Genomic DNA, 16,875 nt, shown 5'->3' on the forward strand with positions numbered 1-16,875 from the left:
AGTTCGCGGCCCGCTGAGTTATAATCAAAGGGCTAATACAGTTGCGGAGAACGTATGAAAGGTCACATACTGGTGATCGCCGAAAAACCTAAGGCGGCTGAGAAAATAGCAAACGCCCTCGGAAAACCTGTCGCCAAAAGGAAGTACGGGGTTCCTTATTGGGAACTTATCAACGGTAAGAAAGTAGTCGTAGTACCCGCAGCCGGACACTTGTTCGGCTTAGCCCCCCTCGGCAAAGGCTTCCCGGTCTTCGAGTACGAGTGGCGCCCCCTCTACGAGATCGAAAAAGGGGCCTCGCATACGAAGAAGTACATAGCACTGATCAGTCGCCTTAGTCCCGGTTCCTCTCTCTACGTGAACGCTTGCGACTACGACATAGAGGGCTCCGTAATAGGGTACATTATAATAAAAAAGTTTGGCGATCTCCGTCGCAGCAAGAGAATGGTATTTCACGCTCTGACGCCGGACGAGATACGCAGAGCATGGAACAACTTGAGATCTCTTGATTGGGAAATGGTAAATGCTGGGCTAGTCAGACACGAGCTGGACTGGATTTGGGGAATCAACATTTCCAGAGCTTTAATGTATGCGTACAAAACAGCGACGGGGAAGAGCAAGAGCCTTTCTGCCGGGAGGGTTCAGAGCCCCACTTTGAAGGAAGTCGTGGAAAGGGAATTCGCTATACAAACGTTCGTCCCAGAACCTTATTTTTCTGTCTCGCTAAGCGCTAAAGGAGTCGCATTCGAACCCGCCCTTAAGTTCGAAACCATGCACGAGGCAGAACAATTCACTTCAAACTGCATCGGAAAGGTAGTAAAAGTAATTATGTCGAACGAAAAGGTTCCTCCTCCGCACCCTTTCAACTTGCCGGACCTCCAAATGGAAGCGGCGAGGCTTTACGGCTTCTCTCCATCTAAGACCCAAAGTGTGGCTGAAGAGCTTTACCTCGACGCCTACATATCTTACCCCAGGACGAACAGCCAGAAGTACCCTAAGGACTTAAACTATACGAATATACTAAATGGAATTGCATCCATCCCTCAGTACCGCCCGCTGGCTAAGGCTCTACTTAAGGAAACTAAGGGACGCTTCTCTCCGAACAACGGACCGAAGGAAGACCCCGCCCATCCGGCCATCTATCCTACTGGAAAGCCCCCGAAGAACTTGAGCCCCGACCAAATGAAGATCTACGACTTGATAGTGAGGAGATTTATGGCTACCTTAGCGTCCGAAAGCGTTTACGAGACCAAGAGGGTTGTAATAGAAGTAAATGGCATTACTTTCAAGGCGCTAGGTAGGAAGGTCAGGTGGAAAGGTTGGACCCTCTACTACCCTTATTCGGCCCCTTCGGAAAGGGAGCTGCCGGACTTCGCTCAAGGAGAAACGCTCCGGGTCAAGTGCACTAAAAAGTTACAGTTCACCAAGCCTCCGGAGAGGTATACTAAAGCGAAGATAGTGAAGTGGATGGAGAAGGTCGGAATAGGGACGGAGGCCACGAGGGCTAGGATAGTTGACACCTTGTTCAAGAGAGGTTATCTAAAAAACGTCGGCTCCAAGGTCTACGCGACAGAGCTAGGGATAGGCGTCGCTTTAGTACTCACTAAGTTCTTTCCAGAAATAGTGAGCGTAGATTTGACCAAGAAATTTGAAGAGAATATGAAAAAGGTAATGATAGGTGAGGAGCGTAAGGAAAAAATAGTTGAGGAAGCTAAGAAGTTTATAAAAATGGTACTAGTTAAGTATAGGCCCTACATGAAAGAAGTGGGCGAGTACTTAGCTTACTCTTTAGGAGAAAGGGAGCCTCCGGAGAGGTGTGTCGTCTGTGGGAGGGCAGTCGAAGAGGAGGGGCTCTGTGCCCTCCACAAGAGGGCTAGGGACGAGCTCTACGCCAAGTACCCAGTTTGGAGGAGGAGGCTAGGTTTAAGCTTTGAAGATTATTTAAAGAAAGTAACAACATTAAAGCAAGCAGGAAACGCAGTCAAGGAGCTCGCAAAGGCGTTACTGTCGGAACCTGCGTTTAAAGATTAAATAATCGCGAGGCGGAGAAGCGTTTAGGGAGTACGCTTTTGAGTAGTGGGTTAACGTTTCAGGGTAGGACGGTTCCGGAGGAAGGTCAAGCCAGCGGCGAGCAGAAGTTAGGAATAACGAAAGTTACGAGGATAAGGCTGTTCGGAAGATGGTTTCCTGCACTCTTTTGGGCTAGGCTACTTGACGAAATAAGGATCTTGGTTGGGGACGACAGGTTGATATCCATACGAAGCTTCAGGACCCCCAGAGGCGTGATACTAACTGACGTTGACATAGTCGGAGAGTTGGACCCAGACACGCGCCTAGACCTCGAGAAAAAGGTGTTAGAAGTGATGGACGAGGCCAAAGTGAACCCCAGGAGATTCTTAAAGATAGAAGTCCGCGAGAGGCCGGCGACACTAGTAGTTAGTCAAGATTGAGGACCATGTACGACCCAATAGAGTTAGGCAACAGAGTTTCCTCAGTCGTTTGTAAAGGAGAGAAGAGACTTTATTACCGCTTTAGAGGGACCATGTTTTATGGAGGTATCTCCACGGCAGATGCTGTCGGTTGTAACCTAAGGTGCGCGTTCTGCTGGAGCTGGAAGGCCACCGCGGGGATACCGAAGTCGGCGAGACCCTTTTCCCCTGAGGAGGTAGCTAAACGGCTTATCGGAATAGCCCGCCGGAGGGGCTTTCAGTTAGCTAGGATAAGCGGCGGCGAGCCTACCCTGTGTCCGCAACACCTCTTAAGAGTCATTGACTTGGTGAACGACGCTGGCCTAACCTTCGTTTTAGAGACTAACGGTATATTGATAGGTTACAATAAGGACTTAGCTAGATCTCTTGTTACTAGAAACGTCTTCGTAAGGGTATCAATAAAGGCACCGACGCCGGAGGCCTTCTCAAGGGTTACCGGGGCTAAAGGGGATGCATTCGAACTCGCGATAGGAGCTTTGAAAAATTTGATAGAAGAAGGTATGGACCCCAGCATGGTGAGGGCAGCGGTGGTGGTAGGTTACGGAAGTCCGGAGGAATATGCCTCCTTGATCAGGAGACTTAAAGAACTGCACCCATCTCTAGGCGACGTTGAGTTTGAGGTATTGACGTTGTACCCTCCGATCATGGAGAGGTTGAGGCGGGTCGGCCTCCTTCCGAGCGTCTATCGGGTGCCCTCAAGATGACCTTGTTTGCCTCGTAAAACGTCACGCTACCGTTCCTATCTACGACCGCTATTATGGCTTTCAAGTCGTTGGCGCGGACTTCTTCAATCCACTCCAGGAGGTGTGTGAGCGGTACCTTTATTCCTTCTTCCAGCACTAGGTATTCTGCCCACCACTTGTTCTTCCTTATTTCTATTAGCGTCCCTTCTCTTCTCCCTTCAGGGAGGACCTTCCTCCCCTTCTTCCGGAGCTTGTAATATGTCGTGAACATGGACCAGAAAGCATTGGCTAGGTAACATCCTTTCCTCTCCTTTATACACCACGTCTTTACGATGTCAAGGATCTTCGAGAGGGCCTCTTTGAAGTCGCTTATCTCTTCGTTGTTTATGTATATCCTTGCTTCTCCTTCGAGGGCTAGGTAGAGAGTCTCTAGGGGGTGGAGGAGAAGTATATCACCTTTACGTATTCCTACAACGGATGACGGCACGACCCCCGTGGGGATACCCAGCCCCTCCTCTGTTATTCTTATCTCTATCAAATGCATCACCGTGAGGGTTGGTGGGCCCGCGGGGATTCGAACCCCGGACCACCGGGTTATGAGCCCGGCGCTCTGCCTGGCTGAGCTACGGGCCCATCGACCTCCGGTCTCGGAGGAGGGGAATACCGTTAAAAAGTTTTCTTCACGCCCCTCTCGAGGGAGCGACGTGCCATTTTTCGTAAAGTTCAAAGAATTTTCATTGAAAGTAGACGTCAGCGGGAATGCCTTGATCGTGGCCGACAAGATAGTGTTGGATGCGCGGAGCGTGACCTTACCCAAAGAGACCGACGTCCGATATTCGGAGCCTACCGTAAAGACCAGAGCGTTCTACGCGTTTTACGGCCGTCTACCTGTTGTCCTCTCGCCTCCGGCCGTCGATTTGGTGGCTAACGACCGGAGGGTCTACCGCGGCTTCGAGATAAGGGCAGTGGACTTAGACGTCCAACAGTACTTAACCGTCGTTACGCCCGGCAGTTTCCTTTACGAATACGTAATAATAACTCCGAACAAGATGGGAATATTTATGAGCTCCAAGAGGGAAGGATATCTCGAAGAAACCTCTAAGAGTAAGATACTCTACCTCGTGTAAGGAAGCGCCCATGGGTTGTCCTCCCTTAGGTGTGCTTTGTGTGGACGACGAGTTGTTGCTAAGGGCCTACGTCGCCGACGCCTCCCCGCTCAGCGGTAGACTGCCCCAAGCAGTTTTGTTTCCCTCCACTTCAACGGAGGTAGCGAAAATAATCAAGTGGGCCAACGAAGAGAAGGTCGCAGTCTACCCTTACGGAGGGGGCTCCAGCTTAGTGGGCTCCCCCTTGCCTTTCGACGGGATAGTCGTCGACACGTCACTTATTTTGGACCTAGAGGTTTTCGAGAAGGACAAGCTTGTTCTCGCTGGGGCCGGTTGGAGACTGTCCGAACTGAACCGTGCTTTGGAAAGGTATCGTCTATGGTTCCCGGTCGACCCGGGTAGCGTGGAGTGGGCTACGGTGGGCGGCGTTGTGGCTACCAACGCTGGCGGAATAAGGGCAGTAAAGTACGGGTTGACCTCAGACCACGTGAGGGCTCTGGAGTTCGTCACCCCTACCGGAGAGGTAGTGTGGAGCGGGGCTTGGGCCAGAAAGAGCAGCACGTGGTTGAGGGTACACCAACTGTTGGTGGGCTCAGAGGGCACCTTAGGAATAATAACTAAGGTTCTCCTCACCCTTTCGAGGGTCCCCGAGAAGAGGGAGGCGGCCGTCTTAATTTTTGACGAAGCCGAAGAGATGGGCGCAGCCGTCTTGGACGTTTTAGAGTGGGGGCCCTCTGCCCTAGAGTTCATGGATCCGAAAACAGTCAAGGCAGTTAACTCTAGGACTGACATATCCTTGAAGATGCCAGAAAAGTACTTACTGTTGGTTGAATTCGATGATTCTCGCTCCCCAGAAAAAATAAACGCTATGTTGGATAAATACAAAGGTATTAAGGAAAATCCAGATCTTTTGTGGAAGTACCGTAAACTTGCCGGCCCTTCCTTAACCACCGTGAAGGGTTCTAGGTCCGACTGGGACGTGGCAGTCCCAGTGAGCCTCTTACCAGAGGCAATACAGTTCGTTTACGAGAATGCTCACGACTGGGAGGTGGCGATCTTCGGCCACGCCGGAGACGGGAACTTGCACGTAAACCTCCTTCATCCCCCTGGGAAAGAGTGGCTCGAGAGGGCAACCGAGAAGGCCAAAGATATTATTTGTGAGATGAGTAAGAGGTTTAAGGCTACGGTAAGTGGCGAGCACGGCGTTGGACTGCTGAAATTAGCGTTGCTCGGCTGCGAGGTTGACGAAGCCGCCTTGGAGCTTTGGAAGACCCTCAAGAAGTCTCTCGATCCAAACTTGATACTGAACCCGGGTAAAAAGATACCGCTGTAAAATATTTAATGCTCTTCTTTACAGCCGTGCCGGGCCGCCGTAGCTCAGCCCGGCAGAGCGCCGGCCTCGTACGGGATTCCGAGAGAGCCGGTGGTCGCGGGTTCAAATCCCGCCGGCGGCTCCACACCTTAATTCCTCCTCATCGCTTGTCGGCAGAGGTGTCGAGCTTGAGCGCTGAGCAAAGGCCCAAGCTGAGACAACCCATCGTGGCCGTGTTAGGCCACGTGGATCACGGAAAGACTACGTTGTTGGATACGATAAGGGGTACGGTGGTAGCCCTCAAGGAGCCCGGTCAAATAACCCAGCACATAGGTGCTAGCTTAATTCCGACAGACGTTATAGAAAAGGTTACAGAGCCCCTAAAGAAGATCATTCCGACTGTGAAGTTGGAGCTTCCCGGACTGCTATTCATCGACACCCCCGGTCACGAGATATTCTCAAACCTAAGGAAGAGGGGCGGTGCCGTCGCCGACTTAGCAATCCTAGTTGTGGACGTAAACGAGGGTTTCCAGCCACAGACCTACGAAGCCGTAGAGATCCTCAAACAGAGGCGAGTGCCGTTCGTTGTAGCCGCGAATAAGATAGACAGGATACCCGGCTGGAGGCCTCACCCGAACCAACCGTTCTTGATCAGCTACAGGAAACAGAGCGAGGATGTGAGGGAGACATTAGATAACAAGATATATGAAATCATGGGAGAGTTGGCAAAGCTTGGTTTCGACAGCGAGCGATTCGATAGGATAACTAGCTTTACGAAGCAGATAGCGATAATCCCGATATCTGCTAAGACGGGTGAGGGAATACCGGAGCTCTTGGCAGTGCTGGCCGGTTTGGCCCAAAGGTACATGAAGGGAAGGCTCAAGTACGTGGAAGGTCCGGCCAGAGGAGTCATCATGGAAGTTAAGGAAGAGCCCGGCTACGGCTCGACAATAGATACGATAATTTACGATGGTATAATAAGGCAAGGGGACACTGTGGTGGTGGGAGGAATAGAAGGACCCATAGTGACTAAAGTAAGGGCCTTGCTAGTTCCGGCCCCTCTAACCGAGATGAGGGCGACCAAGAAGTTCGAACCCGTTGAGGAGGCGAGCGCGGCTGCGGGAGTGAAGATAGTTGCGCCGGGCTTGGAGAAGGCAGTGGCCGGTGCCCCAGTCTACGTTCTCGACAAGCCAGAGAAATTGGAGGAGTTGAAAGAACAGGTAAGAAGAGAAGTAGAAGAAGTGATGATAGAGACCGATAAAGAGGGCGTGGTAGTCAAGGCAGACACTCTAGGAACGCTCGAGGCGTTGGTACAGTTCTTGAAGAGTAGGGGTATACCGGTGAGGACAGCGAGAGTGGGCCCAGTTACGAAAAGAGACGTAGTCGAGGCCGTAAGCGTCAAAAAGAAGAATAGAGAATACGGAGTGATACTTGCATTCAACGTCAAAGTGTTGCCAGAAGCGAAGGAATTGGCGGAGAAGGAAGGCGTAAAGATATTCCAACATAACGTAATATACAGGCTGATCGAGGAGTTCGAGGAGTGGCTGAAAAACCTCCGCGAAGAAGAGAAGAAGAAGATATTGGAAACGCTCGTGAGGCCCGGCAAAATACGAATACTCCCGGGTTTTGTCTTCAGGAGGAGCGACCCAGCGATAGTCGGTGTTGAAGTCCTAGGAGGTGTCATAAAACCGAAGTACCCACTCATGAAAGAGGATGGCTCCCGAGTAGGCAGCATACTCCAAATCCAAGATAAGGGTCAAAGCATCCCGGAAGCTAGGGCCGGTCAACAAGTCGCCATCTCAATAAAAGGAAGAGTCATGGTTGGGCGTCACGTCCACGAGGGGGAGGTATTATATACAGACGTCCCGGCCGAGCACGCCAAGCTCTGGCTGACTAAATTTAAGAACGAACTGAGCGACGACGAGAAGTTCGTACTACAAGAGATAATAAAGATTAAACGGAAGCAGAACCCCCTCTACGGAGTGGTTATGCCGTCGACTCCCAGCTCGTAAGGGTCTAGGTTTTGGTTCTTGAACTCTCCGGGATGAGGAGTAAGGGAGTCAGGAGACTCCCAGAATGACCGGAATCGGAACAGCCGACCGGATGAGGAAGTTTGAAAGGGGCGATGTTAGGTGAGCGGAGGCCGGGCTCCGACGTTCGAACGACTAGAAGGTAGGGGTACCTCCCGAAACTTCTATTACCTCTCTCAGCTTCTGCAACGCCTCTCCCTTTGCAAGCACCTCAATTGCCTCCAGATAGGCATCTTTTACGTCTTTTCCGTCTATCACGTGTATTGCCATGGCTACGTTGACTCCTAGGAAGACTGCTTCTGGGAATTCTCCTCTCAACGCCCTTAAGAACTTCTCTTTTGCTTCGACTACGTTGTTCACCTTTAGCGGCTCCAAGCTCTCTAACGGCCTCGCGCCGAAGTCCTCCACGTCCACCACGCTGTAACTTATTCTGTTTTTATCTACGAAATAAACTTCGGTGGTTGACGTGGGCGACACCTCGTCTATGCCCGGGCGACCGTGGACTACGGCAGCCCTTTCTATTCCCAAATTCTTTAAAGCCTTGGCGAACACGTCTAACATCCACGGCTCGCTCACGCCTACTAACTGGTAACCCGGCCTCGCCGGGTTTGAGAGGGGTCCGGCTAAGTTGAATATCGTCCTTATACCCAAAGCCTTCCTTACTCGAGCTACGTTCTTCATTGCGGGGTGATAGAGGGGAGCGAACAAGTAGACAAAGCCAGTTCTTTCGAAAACCTCGCTCGCCTTTTCCGGAGGAAGGTTCAAGTTGTAGCCTAACGCTTCCATCACGTCGGCGCTGCCAGCGGCGCTCGAGACCGAGCGATTCCCGTGTTTAACTACTTTATATCCCATGGTCGCTAAGGTTATGGCTGCTGCCGTGCTGACGTTGAACAAGTTCGCCCTGTCGCCGCCTGTGCCCGCAGTGTCCACTGCTTCCCTAAACGGGCCGATCTTAACTGCCAAGTCTAAAAGGGCTTGTACGAACCCCTCGAGCTCCTCCGGACGCTCTCGCCCACACCTCAAAGCTACGAGGAACCCGGCCTTCTTGATATCGTCTATTTCGTTCTTGGCTATCGAGATAGCTAAGGAGTAGGCCTCGTCTTTTGAGAGCCTATTTCCCCTTAAGATCTTCTCCAGAATGTGTGACGTGTCCAACTAGTATACCCCTGGTGAGGCTTGGAGTCCTTTAACAAAAAACGCTTACTGTTTGGGCTTACAGACTACGGGCTGATTGGGACCTTTGTCCTCACAGACTAAGACTACCTCGTTCGCCTCGGTCGTGCTCACGACGCTCACCGACGCTGCACGCTATGGGGTATTTATAAAAGTTTGGCTTATGCGGACGGGACGAGATAACCCCCTTCGTTAGTTAAGGTCTCAGGGCTCGACGCCCTATGCGGGTTAAGGTATCTGCGCCCTCTAGGCTTCACTTCGCCTTGGTTGACTTGAGTGGTGACTTGGGCCGTTTTGACGGCGGCGTGGGGGTCGCCCTAAAGCTTCCTAGAACGGTCGTAGTGGCAGAGGAGAGCGACAAGCTAGTCTACGAAGGGCCCCGTGCGGACGAAGTGTTACCGAAGCTCGAAGAGCTAGGACTTAAAGGTAGGGTACGCGTCGTCGAGACCCCGCCCTCTCATGCCGGCTTCGGCTCGACTACTTCCTTGTTAATGAGTTCGGCCAAGGCATTGTTAGAATTGAACGGTATACCTATGACTTCAAAGGAAATAGCCGTCCTCATGGGTAGGGGGGGCACTAGCGGCGTGGGGGTCGCAGCCTTCGAAGGCGGAGGGTTTATAGTTGACTTCGGCCACGATGCAGAGTTCAAAAGGAGGCCCTTGCCGTCGGGAGCATCGCTAACAGCATCGCCCCCTCCCTACTTACGACTCGAGTTCCCAAGAGAATGGGCGTTCGTGGTCTCGGTCCCCCGTAAGGGACCTTACGACGAACGGAGAGAAATAGACGAATTCTTAAAACATACACCAATCCCTCCAGAAGAGAGTGCGTTAACTGCGAGAATAATACTAATGTTGTTAATACCCTCAATCTTAGAAAAGAACCTAGAGATGTTTAAGAGAGGGATAAACGAACTCCAGAAAGTTGGATTTAAGAGAATAGAGAGGGAGCTCCAAGATGAGAGGACGAAGGAAGTATGTGAAGTATTTAAAGAAGTAGCGGGTTCGGCCGGCTTGAGCAGCATGGGTCCGGCTTGCTTCGCAGTCGTTCATATGAGCGAGTCCAGGGCGGTGCTAGAGGAACTAAAGAGTAAGGTGAGAGACGTCGAGATAATATTTACTGCCGTGGACAACGCGGGGGCGAGAGTAGTTTGAAGGGTTATGCCCACGCGCTCTTCGGCGCGGGGGTGGCGGCCTTTCTCTCTCGAGACCCCCTCTGGGCGGCGTTGTGGGCGCTCGTGGGCTCGAAGGTTCCGGACTTGGACTTGAAAAAAATGCACAGAAAACTCTTACACAACGTGTTTGCGATGTTATTGTTTTCCCTCTTCGTAGGAAGCGTTGACGCCCGAGGAGGCGCCTACTTTATGATTGGTTACGCTTCCCACATACTCCTGGACTCATTTACAGTGAGGGGGGTATGGGCTTTTTGGCCTCTCTATGACCGTCCCTTAGGCCTTAGGCTGTTTAGGAGCGATTGGGGGCCGGCGAACGCGGCCGCCGCTGTCGTCGGGGTAGCCTTATTGGCTTATTCGCTCTTACTTACCCCCACGGGCCTCGGGCAGTGAGGAGTTTGCCGAGTGTTGAGTGGTGAAAGGGGCTAGGACAACCGAGCCCTTAAGTTAACCATTATTAGACGAGCCACTTTCCACGCAACCAACTTGGCGTCGTCGCGCGGCCCCATCTCGGAGACTGTCAGAGGCTTCCAGTAAACCCTCCTCTCCATTTCGTTCCTCCAAGTTACCACGGAGAACCAATCTCTCCTCTTTACCCCCTTGCCCCCCTCGACTATGATCAACCCTTCGAGGGTCGACACTAGCTCCTCCAAACCTAATTTGGCCTTCATCTGGACGCGTAAACCGTCCCGGCACAACAAGTAGACTTCTTCCGCTCCGGCCTTTATTGCGCGTCTAGTATCACCGGCGTCGGTCTCTTCTAGCGTATGTTTTGTTTGTTTTACTACTTTAAGCTCGACGCCAAATCCCTTCAATTCCTTTATCAATTCTTGGAGGAGCGTAGTCTTTCCGCTCTTACGCGGGCCTACTATTTGAACCACTAGTCTCCGCTTACTAACCTTGCGCCATTCTTGTAGAGGGGGCACGTCTTCCAGTGGGCGTTGCAAAGCCTCACCTCAGCTACTGTTAACAAGCGGTCTAATACTCTACAAACTGCGTACCAACGACCGTCCGATCCCCTGTAGGTCTTAAAGTAAGGGCACTTACTAACGGGCTCTTCCGGCATCGCGTGAATGGGTTTGTAAGGTTTGTACTTGTTTTCGAAGGTTTGTTCCTTTGTAGGGGAGGCTTGAAATGCTAAGAGGCCTTCCTTCCTATCGTCTTGGGGTTCTACGAAGAAGTTACACGAACGGAACTCGAACTCGCTCTTGCAGTGAGGGCCGACCACGTCTGGAGAAGGTTTCGACAGCTTCGGGCTGGTACAAGTCGAACCCTTGAGCCATGGACACGGCAAGCCCACTCGCGCCGTTCCGATCAGTCCGAGACAAAAATAAAGCCCACTCGGCTAGCTAGCTTACACCCCGACGAGCACAGTTTAGACCTCGGTCCTTTCCAACCCGTTGTGGGAACATGATAATAGCTGGGATGGACGAGGCCGGCCGAGGCTCAGTCATAGGGAGTATGTTCGTGGCCTTAGTAGCCTTCGATCAAGAACGGTTGGAGAAGTTAGTAAAGTTGGGTTTAAAGGAGAGCAAAGTACTCACTCCGAGGAAGAGAAGGTACTTCTACAACTTGATAATAAAGACGGCAAAACTCGTGTTAATAAGGGAGGTAAAAGCCGAAGAGATAGACCAAAGGAACCTAAGCGAGCTTACGATAGAGGTAATGAAAGAATTATTAATGGATGCATTGAGTACTGTTAAAGTAGACGTAGTATGTGCTGACGTAGTGGGAAACGGCGTTAAGCAGAGACTGACGCTCCGCGAGCTGTTTCCGAATGTGATTGTAATGAAAAAGGGAGACGTTTTGTGTCCAGCGGTCGCGGCGGCCTCCGTGGTGGCGAAGGAAGCGAGGGAGAGCCACGTTAGAGAGCTAAGGGCCCTCTACGGAGACTTCGGCTCCGGTTACCCTTCCGATCCCAAGACGCTGAAATGGCTTAACGACAAACAAATCTTTCCACCGATAGTTAGGAAGAAATGGAAGACGATTAGAAGAAAAGGGTTGGGGGTGGGACGGAAAGGGGAACGGTATCGTGATAGTAGTTCTTAAACAAGGCGAGAGCGGAACCGAGGTCAAGAACACCTTACAAGAGAAAGGTGTGAAGTTTTGGGAGGTGACGCTTTACGGACGTCCCTTGATAGTGACTCCCCCTGGGACGTTCGTTGAGGGATTGGAAAAGCTGCCTTGGGTCGAGGTAGTGTTGAACGTAAAGGCAAAGTACCCATTGGCCAGCAGGGAATTTAAACAAGAGGATACGATAGTAAACGTCGGGAACGCTAAGTTTGGAGGTAATTATTTCTCGGTTATAGCTGGTCCTTGTTCGGTCGAGAGCGAGGAACAAATACTTTCTACAGCCGAGTTCGTGAAGAAGGAAGGCGCAGCCGCCCTAAGGGGCGGAGCCTACAAACCTAGAACGAACCCGTACTCCTTCCAAGGCTTGGGCGAGGAGGGCTTGAGGCTCTTAAAGAAGGCCAAAGAAGCGACCGGTCTCCCGATAGTTACTGAGGTCATGGACACTAGAGACGTTCCTAAGGTAGCTGAAGTGGCTGACGCGTTTCAGATAGGGGCGAGGAACATGCAGAACTTCCCGCTGCTTCGGGAAGTGGGCAAGGCGAAGAAGCCAGTCGTCTTGAAGAGAGGGTTGGGCAATACGGTCGAGGAGTGGTTCCAAGCGGCGGAATACATACTGTTGGAAGGGAACGGGGACGTGATTTTGTGTGAGAGGGGCATAAGGACCTTCGAGACGGCTACTAGGTTCACGTTGGACGTAGCTGCCATACCAGTAGGTAAGAAGAGAGTTCATTTACCAATAATAGGGGACCCCTCTCACCCAGCTGGCAAGAGGGACTTGGTGGAACCCCTTGCGCTGGCAATAGTGGCGGCGGGCGCCGACGGGTTGATAGTCGAAGTCCACCCTGACCCGGAGAGAGCTAAGAGCGACGCCGCCCAGCAGCTGACATTCGATCAGTTTAAAGATCTCATGAGGAAAGTAAGGGCGTTGACCGAAGTTATGGGCAAGCGCCTCGTTACCGCTTTATAAAAAGCTGGGCGTTCACCCTCGCGGTGTTCGGATGAAATACAGAGATTTACCCGTAGCTGAGATAACTCCAGAAATGGAAGGCCGACGCGTAAAGGTGGCCGGTTGGGTCCACGCGGTTCGGAGCATAGGAAAAGTGGTATTCCTAATACTAAGGGACTTCAGCGGTACGATACAAGTTACTTTCAGAGTCCCTAAAGGCGCAAGTGAGGAAGAGAAGGAGAAGTATAAGGAGATGATAAAGAAGGTTAGCAAGCTTCCGCAGGAGAGCGTGGTCATGGTAGTTGGTGTAGTGAGGAAAGACCCCAGGGCCCCGAGGGGCGTAGAACTCAGCGGAGAGGAAATAGAGGTTCTGAACGAGGCGAAGACCCCGTTGCCCTTAGACGTCTCCGGCAAGGTGGACGCCCACATAGACACCAGGTTGGCGAACAGACCGATAGACTTGAGGAGGCCCGAGAGCCAAGCGGTACTGAGGTTGGTGTCGCTAAGCGCCAGGGCCATAAGGGAATACTTGTACGACTTAAACTTCGTCGAGGTATTCACTCCTAAGATAATAGCCTCTGGAACCGAAGGCGGTGCCCAATTGGTCCCGGTCTTCTACTTCGGTAAGACCGCATACCTCGCCCAGAGTCCCCAACTCTACAAGGAACTGCTCACTTCTTCTCTGGAGTACGTGTTCGAGATAGCTCCCGCGTGGCGACACGAGGAGAGCGACACGCCTTACCACTTGGCAGAGTTCATCTCAGTGGACGTCGAGATGGCCTTTGCAGACTATAACGACGTAATGCAAGTTCTAGAAAACGTTGTTAAAAGAGTAATCGACAGCGTCAAGAGCGCGGGCAAGAGATGGTTGGAGCTGTTGGGCCATGAGCCCCCCGAGGTGAGCCTCCCAATACCAAGAATAACCTACAAGGAAGCTTGGGAAATACTGAAGTCGGTGGGCGTAGAGTTAGAACCGGGAGAGGACTTCGGCACGCCCGAACTAAGGAAGCTGAGCGAAGTACTGGAGAAGGAGGGCAAGACCTCGGGAGGCTTTTACTTCATAACTGACTGGCCAGCAGACGTGAGACCGTTCTATACAAAGAGAGGAAACAGAGAGACTGTAGGCGGGAAGGAAATAGACCTAAGCGAGAGCTTCGATCTAAACTGGCGTCACTTGGAGATCTCAAGCGGGAGCACGAGAATTCACAGAAAGAGCGAGTTGGAGGACGAGTTGAAGAAGAGAGGCTTAAACCCGACTAACTTCGAGTGGTACTTAAAGTGGTACGACTATGGGATGCCCCCTCACGCCGGCTGGGGGATGGGGCTCCAGAGGTTGATGGTCCCGGTTAGCGGGATACCCAACGTGAGGCTCGCTAGCGCCTTCCCGAGGGATATGAAACGCCTCGTACCATAAATTTATAAAAGGCATAGCCGAATGCCCCGGGGCGGCGGTCGTCTAGCCTGGACTAGGATGCCGGCCTTCCAAGCCGGTGATCCCGGGTTCAAATCCCGGCCGCCGCACCAGAACCCTTCGGCTCAAGCAAGTTTAGCTCGGTAACCCTCTGACGCAGTTAAGAAAGAACGCGAAGTAACCTTCTCGTGGAGCGAGGATCCTTGTGACCTCGCCCCAGTAGGGGACAACGCTCTTTGGTGGTGCTGAGGTGTGGCGGCCCCGCCGGGATTTGAACCCGGGACCTCCGGCTCCGCAGGCCGGCGCCCTAGTCCAGGCTAGGCCACGGGGCCCCTGGTGGACACTCTATGAAGCTAATAAATCATTTCACTCGCTCGCTGAGCTCGTACTCGCTTCCTTCCGGCAACTCCCCAGCCTTTCCGTCAGGACAGCCCTCGCCAACCCTTATCGGTTTCCCTATCCTTGACAAGAGAACTACTCTGCTGGACCTCTGCTCGTCGACCACTTCGTAACCTATCCTTTCTGCGAGTTTCTCCGCGAAGTTCTTCACATCCGCGTGCTTGGGCATGTTCTCCTTCGTAAGTCTGTACCTGGAGTAGCCTACGTTCATGTAGGCCTTAACTTCTACGTATGTCGGGTAACCCCTTTCCACGAGTCTTGCCAACCCCTCTAACGCCCTCTCGTGGTCATTAAAGCCCTTTACTAAGGTTATTCTAATCACTGTGGGAGAGGAAAAACTGGGCAAGATGTCTAAGCTCCGGAGCACAGCATTCCACAGTCCTGGCAACACCGGACGATTGAACTCTTTGAAGCTCTTCTCGTCCCACGCCTCTAAGCTCAAGTAGAGTTGGGTGGGCTCTGGGTCCAGCTCCGCCAGGACGTCCGGCCTGACGCCGTGGGTTACTAAGAACGTAGTCATCCCTCTCTTGTGGTACTCCTCGATTAGTTCTGAGAGCCTTGGGTACAAAGTCGGTTCTCCTGACAAACTTATAGCTACGTGCTTTGGGTCCATTGCTTCTTCAAACATCTTTGGATCAACCTTGGGATGGCCCTTGTAGCCACTGATTATTTTCTTCTGCTCTTCTATGGTTTTCTCGGCTATGAAGGCTGGGTCGTCAACCGTTGGCAGTTTGGTGTCGTCCCATCGAAGCCCTAAGTCTCCGGGTTCCGCCCTCCAGCAGTGTAAGCAGCGGAGCCAACACCATACGACGGCGGGAGTCATTTGTAAGCATCGGTGGGAAGCTATGCCGTAGAACTTACACTTATAGCAGAACCTCCTCTCGGTTAGGGCTTCGTGGGTCCAGTGACACTTCTTTACTGCGCTGTGGGACCCGACGACGTGGTAACCTGCTTTCCTCAACCTCTCTAGTATTGCAGATACTACATCTGCCTTTAGCAATGTTTCACGCCGTTGTAAGCTCACGCGTTACTGGACTTTTTAGTTGAATGGACACAGTCGCGCTCAGTAATCTCTTTATAATTTGTGCCAAAGGATGTCTAATGGGCCCGAAGTTGGTAGTCAAGTGTCCTTATGGCGAAAAGAGGGGATTCGCCGTCTTTTGTAAGCTGATAAACCAGAAGGTATCGCCGCTTAAGTATCCGTGTACTTCCGACCACTATCAGAGGTGTCCAATTTATCGTCAATACGCCCAGGAGAAGGAGAAGGTCGAGGCTAGCAGAAGGGCCGAAGAGGCCCCCGAGAAGGTCCCTACGCATCGAGAGCCCGCGAGGGAAGGAGCGTCCCCCTCTCCCGGGGGCTTTAAGAAGCCCGAAGAGGCTCGAACGTGTCATGAATGCATATTCTACTCTGAACTGACCAACATGTGTCTGAAATTGAAAATAAAGGTCGATGACCCTAATAACCCCCCTTGTAAAAGGGGCGCTAAATAGCGCTTCTCTTTACCTCCTCTGCGAGCCTCTCGTACCTCAATATGTCCTCTCTCTTCAAGCTTGGTTTTACAGACTTCATTGCCCTCTCGAAGTGTTTCATAGTTACCGGGACGGGCTTCATGTTTTCTCTTAGAGCGATCAGTGCTGCCTCTCTGCAGAGCGCCGCTAAGTCAGCCCCGGTGTAGCCTTGGGTTATTTCGGCGAGCTTCTCCAAGTCTACGTCTTCCGCCAGCGGCATTCTCCTTGTATGAACCTTGAGTATCTCCAGTCTCGCTTTCTTGTCCGGCGGCGGGACGTAGATTAGTCTGTCGAACCTTCCGGGCCTCAAGAGGGCGGGGTCTAAGAGGTCAGGCCTGTTGGTCGCGGCTATGACGGTGACCCTCTGGAGCGGCTCTATACCATCCATTTCCGTTAACAGTTGGTTAACTATCCTGTCTATCACACCGCTTACGTCTTTACCCCTCCTCGCCGCGATGCTGTCAATCTCGTCGAAGAACACTATAGTCGGGGCCGCTTGCCTGGCCTTGCGGAAGATCTCCCTTATCGCCTTCTCGCTCTCGCCCACCCACTTGCTCAACACCTCCGGCCCTCTGACCG

18 protein-coding genes and 4 tRNA genes are annotated in these 16,875 nt (G+C 52.2%); 14 read left to right on the top strand and 8 right to left on the bottom strand.

The window, feature by feature from the left end; genetic code table 11:
* Positions 1 to 54 precede the first annotated feature (54 nt).
* The 3 genes from AC1HCZ_RS04270 to AC1HCZ_RS04280 are packed head-to-tail and all read left to right on the top strand — an operon-like array spanning position 55 to position 3,190.
* Positions 55 to 2,028, top strand: coding sequence for a DNA topoisomerase I (locus AC1HCZ_RS04270; RefSeq protein ID WP_479462312.1), 1,974 nt, complete (start codon positions 55 to 57; stop codon positions 2,026 to 2,028).
* 38 nt (positions 2,029 to 2,066) lie between these two features.
* On the top strand, positions 2,067 to 2,447 hold the full coding sequence (locus AC1HCZ_RS04275) for a hypothetical protein (protein WP_479462313.1): 381 nt from the start codon (positions 2,067 to 2,069) through the stop codon (positions 2,445 to 2,447).
* A gap of 5 nt (positions 2,448 to 2,452) precedes the next feature.
* Entirely contained in the window at positions 2,453 to 3,190 is a 738-nt protein-coding gene (locus tag AC1HCZ_RS04280; RefSeq protein ID WP_479462329.1) for a radical SAM protein, read from the top strand.
* Here the strand turns inward: AC1HCZ_RS04280 and AC1HCZ_RS04285 are convergent.
* Together AC1HCZ_RS04285 and AC1HCZ_RS04290 are read right to left on the bottom strand one after the other, a co-directional pair.
* Positions 3,129 to 3,707: a hypothetical protein gene (locus AC1HCZ_RS04285; protein WP_479462314.1), complete on the bottom strand. Its 579-nt coding sequence runs from the start codon at positions 3,705 to 3,707 to the stop codon at positions 3,129 to 3,131. The two genes, AC1HCZ_RS04280 and AC1HCZ_RS04285, sit on opposite strands and share 62 nt — an antisense overlap.
* An 18-nt stretch (positions 3,708 to 3,725) precedes the next feature.
* Positions 3,726 to 3,802 (bottom strand) — tRNA-Ile (locus tag AC1HCZ_RS04290).
* Positions 3,803 to 3,873: 71 nt separating this feature from the next.
* Between AC1HCZ_RS04290 and AC1HCZ_RS04295 the strand changes: the two genes are divergently transcribed.
* From AC1HCZ_RS04295 to infB, 4 genes are all read left to right on the top strand, one after another.
* On the top strand, positions 3,874 to 4,296 hold the full coding sequence (locus AC1HCZ_RS04295; protein WP_479462315.1) for a hypothetical protein: 423 nt from the start codon (positions 3,874 to 3,876) through the stop codon (positions 4,294 to 4,296).
* Between the two features lie 40 nt (positions 4,297 to 4,336).
* A complete protein-coding gene (locus AC1HCZ_RS04300) occupies positions 4,337 to 5,608 on the top strand; it encodes an FAD-binding oxidoreductase (protein ID WP_479462316.1) in 1,272 nt (423 codons plus the stop codon).
* A gap of 33 nt (positions 5,609 to 5,641) precedes the next feature.
* Positions 5,642 to 5,732: transfer RNA gene (locus AC1HCZ_RS04305), tRNA-Thr, on the top strand.
* Between the two features lie 34 nt (positions 5,733 to 5,766).
* Positions 5,767 to 7,599, top strand: coding sequence for a translation initiation factor IF-2 (gene infB / locus AC1HCZ_RS04310; RefSeq protein ID WP_479462330.1), 1,833 nt, complete (start codon positions 5,767 to 5,769; stop codon positions 7,597 to 7,599).
* 153 nt (positions 7,600 to 7,752) lie between these two features.
* Here the strand turns inward: infB and trpD are convergent, their stop codons facing one another.
* Positions 7,753 to 8,772 (bottom strand): anthranilate phosphoribosyltransferase, encoded by a 1,020-nt coding sequence (trpD, locus tag AC1HCZ_RS04315; RefSeq protein WP_479462317.1) that lies wholly within the window; start codon positions 8,770 to 8,772, stop codon positions 7,753 to 7,755.
* A gap of 239 nt (positions 8,773 to 9,011) precedes the next feature.
* Between trpD and AC1HCZ_RS04320 the strand changes: the two genes are divergently transcribed.
* The gene (locus AC1HCZ_RS04320; protein ID WP_479462318.1) at positions 9,012 to 9,941 is read left to right on the top strand and encodes a beta-ribofuranosylaminobenzene 5'-phosphate synthase family protein; all 930 of its coding nucleotides are present in this window, start codon (positions 9,012 to 9,014) and stop codon (positions 9,939 to 9,941) included.
* Entirely contained in the window at positions 9,938 to 10,351 is a 414-nt protein-coding gene (locus tag AC1HCZ_RS04325; RefSeq protein WP_479462319.1) for a metal-dependent hydrolase, read from the top strand. Before AC1HCZ_RS04320 ends, AC1HCZ_RS04325 begins: the two co-directional genes overlap by 4 nt.
* 32 nt (positions 10,352 to 10,383) lie before the next feature.
* On the opposite strand, the gene AC1HCZ_RS04330 is transcribed toward AC1HCZ_RS04325, so the two are convergent.
* Both AC1HCZ_RS04330 and AC1HCZ_RS04335 read right to left on the bottom strand, forming a co-directional pair.
* Positions 10,384 to 10,905, bottom strand: coding sequence for a molybdopterin-guanine dinucleotide biosynthesis protein B (locus tag AC1HCZ_RS04330; RefSeq protein WP_479462320.1), 522 nt, complete (start codon positions 10,903 to 10,905; stop codon positions 10,384 to 10,386).
* Positions 10,839 to 11,252, bottom strand: a complete 414-nt coding sequence (locus AC1HCZ_RS04335; RefSeq protein ID WP_479462321.1) for a hypothetical protein — start codon at positions 11,250 to 11,252, stop codon at positions 10,839 to 10,841. Before AC1HCZ_RS04335 ends, AC1HCZ_RS04330 begins: the two co-directional genes overlap by 67 nt.
* A gap of 116 nt (positions 11,253 to 11,368) precedes the next feature.
* On the opposite strand from AC1HCZ_RS04335, the gene rnhB reads away from it, so the two are divergent.
* From rnhB to AC1HCZ_RS04355, 4 genes are all read left to right on the top strand, one after another.
* Entirely contained in the window at positions 11,369 to 12,007 is a 639-nt protein-coding gene (rnhB, locus tag AC1HCZ_RS04340; protein ID WP_479462322.1) for a ribonuclease HII, read from the top strand.
* On the top strand, positions 11,991 to 12,998 hold the full coding sequence (gene aroF / locus AC1HCZ_RS04345; protein ID WP_479462323.1) for a 3-deoxy-7-phosphoheptulonate synthase: 1,008 nt from the start codon (positions 11,991 to 11,993) through the stop codon (positions 12,996 to 12,998). The genes rnhB and aroF overlap by 17 nt, the downstream gene beginning before the upstream one ends.
* A 31-nt stretch (positions 12,999 to 13,029) precedes the next feature.
* Entirely contained in the window at positions 13,030 to 14,391 is a 1,362-nt protein-coding gene (gene aspS, locus AC1HCZ_RS04350) for an aspartate--tRNA(Asn) ligase (RefSeq protein WP_479462324.1), read from the top strand.
* Between the two features lie 31 nt (positions 14,392 to 14,422).
* Positions 14,423 to 14,501 (top strand) — tRNA-Gly (locus AC1HCZ_RS04355).
* Positions 14,502 to 14,641: 140 nt separating this feature from the next.
* Here AC1HCZ_RS04355 and AC1HCZ_RS04360 read toward each other — a convergent pair.
* Positions 14,642 to 14,720: transfer RNA gene (locus AC1HCZ_RS04360), tRNA-Arg, on the bottom strand.
* Between the two features lie 29 nt (positions 14,721 to 14,749).
* Complete coding sequence (gene twy1 / locus AC1HCZ_RS04365; protein WP_479462325.1) at positions 14,750 to 15,787, bottom strand: 4-demethylwyosine synthase TYW1; 1,038 nt, start codon at positions 15,785 to 15,787, stop codon at positions 14,750 to 14,752.
* A 101-nt stretch (positions 15,788 to 15,888) separates the two neighbouring features.
* Between twy1 and AC1HCZ_RS04370 the strand changes: the two genes are divergently transcribed.
* On the top strand, positions 15,889 to 16,278 hold the full coding sequence (locus AC1HCZ_RS04370; protein ID WP_479462326.1) for a hypothetical protein: 390 nt from the start codon (positions 15,889 to 15,891) through the stop codon (positions 16,276 to 16,278).
* Here AC1HCZ_RS04370 and AC1HCZ_RS04375 read toward each other — a convergent pair.
* The coding region (locus tag AC1HCZ_RS04375) for an AAA family ATPase (protein ID WP_479462327.1) at positions 16,271 to 16,875 on the bottom strand (605 nt) is incomplete at its 5' end. The two genes, AC1HCZ_RS04370 and AC1HCZ_RS04375, sit on opposite strands and share 8 nt — an antisense overlap.

Source organism: Ignicoccus sp., from assembly GCF_056435145.1.

Bases quoted from the DNA above. Each gene is read 5' to 3' on its own strand.
- AC1HCZ_RS04270 (WP_479462312.1), top strand. From the start codon at position 55: ATGAAAGGTCACATACTGGTGATCGCCGAAAAACCTAAGGCGGCTGAG.
- AC1HCZ_RS04280 (WP_479462329.1), top strand. From the start codon at position 2,453: ATGTACGACCCAATAGAGTTAGGCAACAGAGTTTCCTCAGTCGTTTGT.
- AC1HCZ_RS04320 (WP_479462318.1), top strand. From the start codon at position 9,012: ATGCGGGTTAAGGTATCTGCGCCCTCTAGGCTTCACTTCGCCTTGGTT.
- rnhB (WP_479462322.1), top strand. From the start codon at position 11,369: ATGATAATAGCTGGGATGGACGAGGCCGGCCGAGGCTCAGTCATAGGG.
- aspS (WP_479462324.1), top strand. From the start codon at position 13,030: ATGAAATACAGAGATTTACCCGTAGCTGAGATAACTCCAGAAATGGAA.
- AC1HCZ_RS04370 (WP_479462326.1), top strand. From the start codon at position 15,889: ATGGGCCCGAAGTTGGTAGTCAAGTGTCCTTATGGCGAAAAGAGGGGA.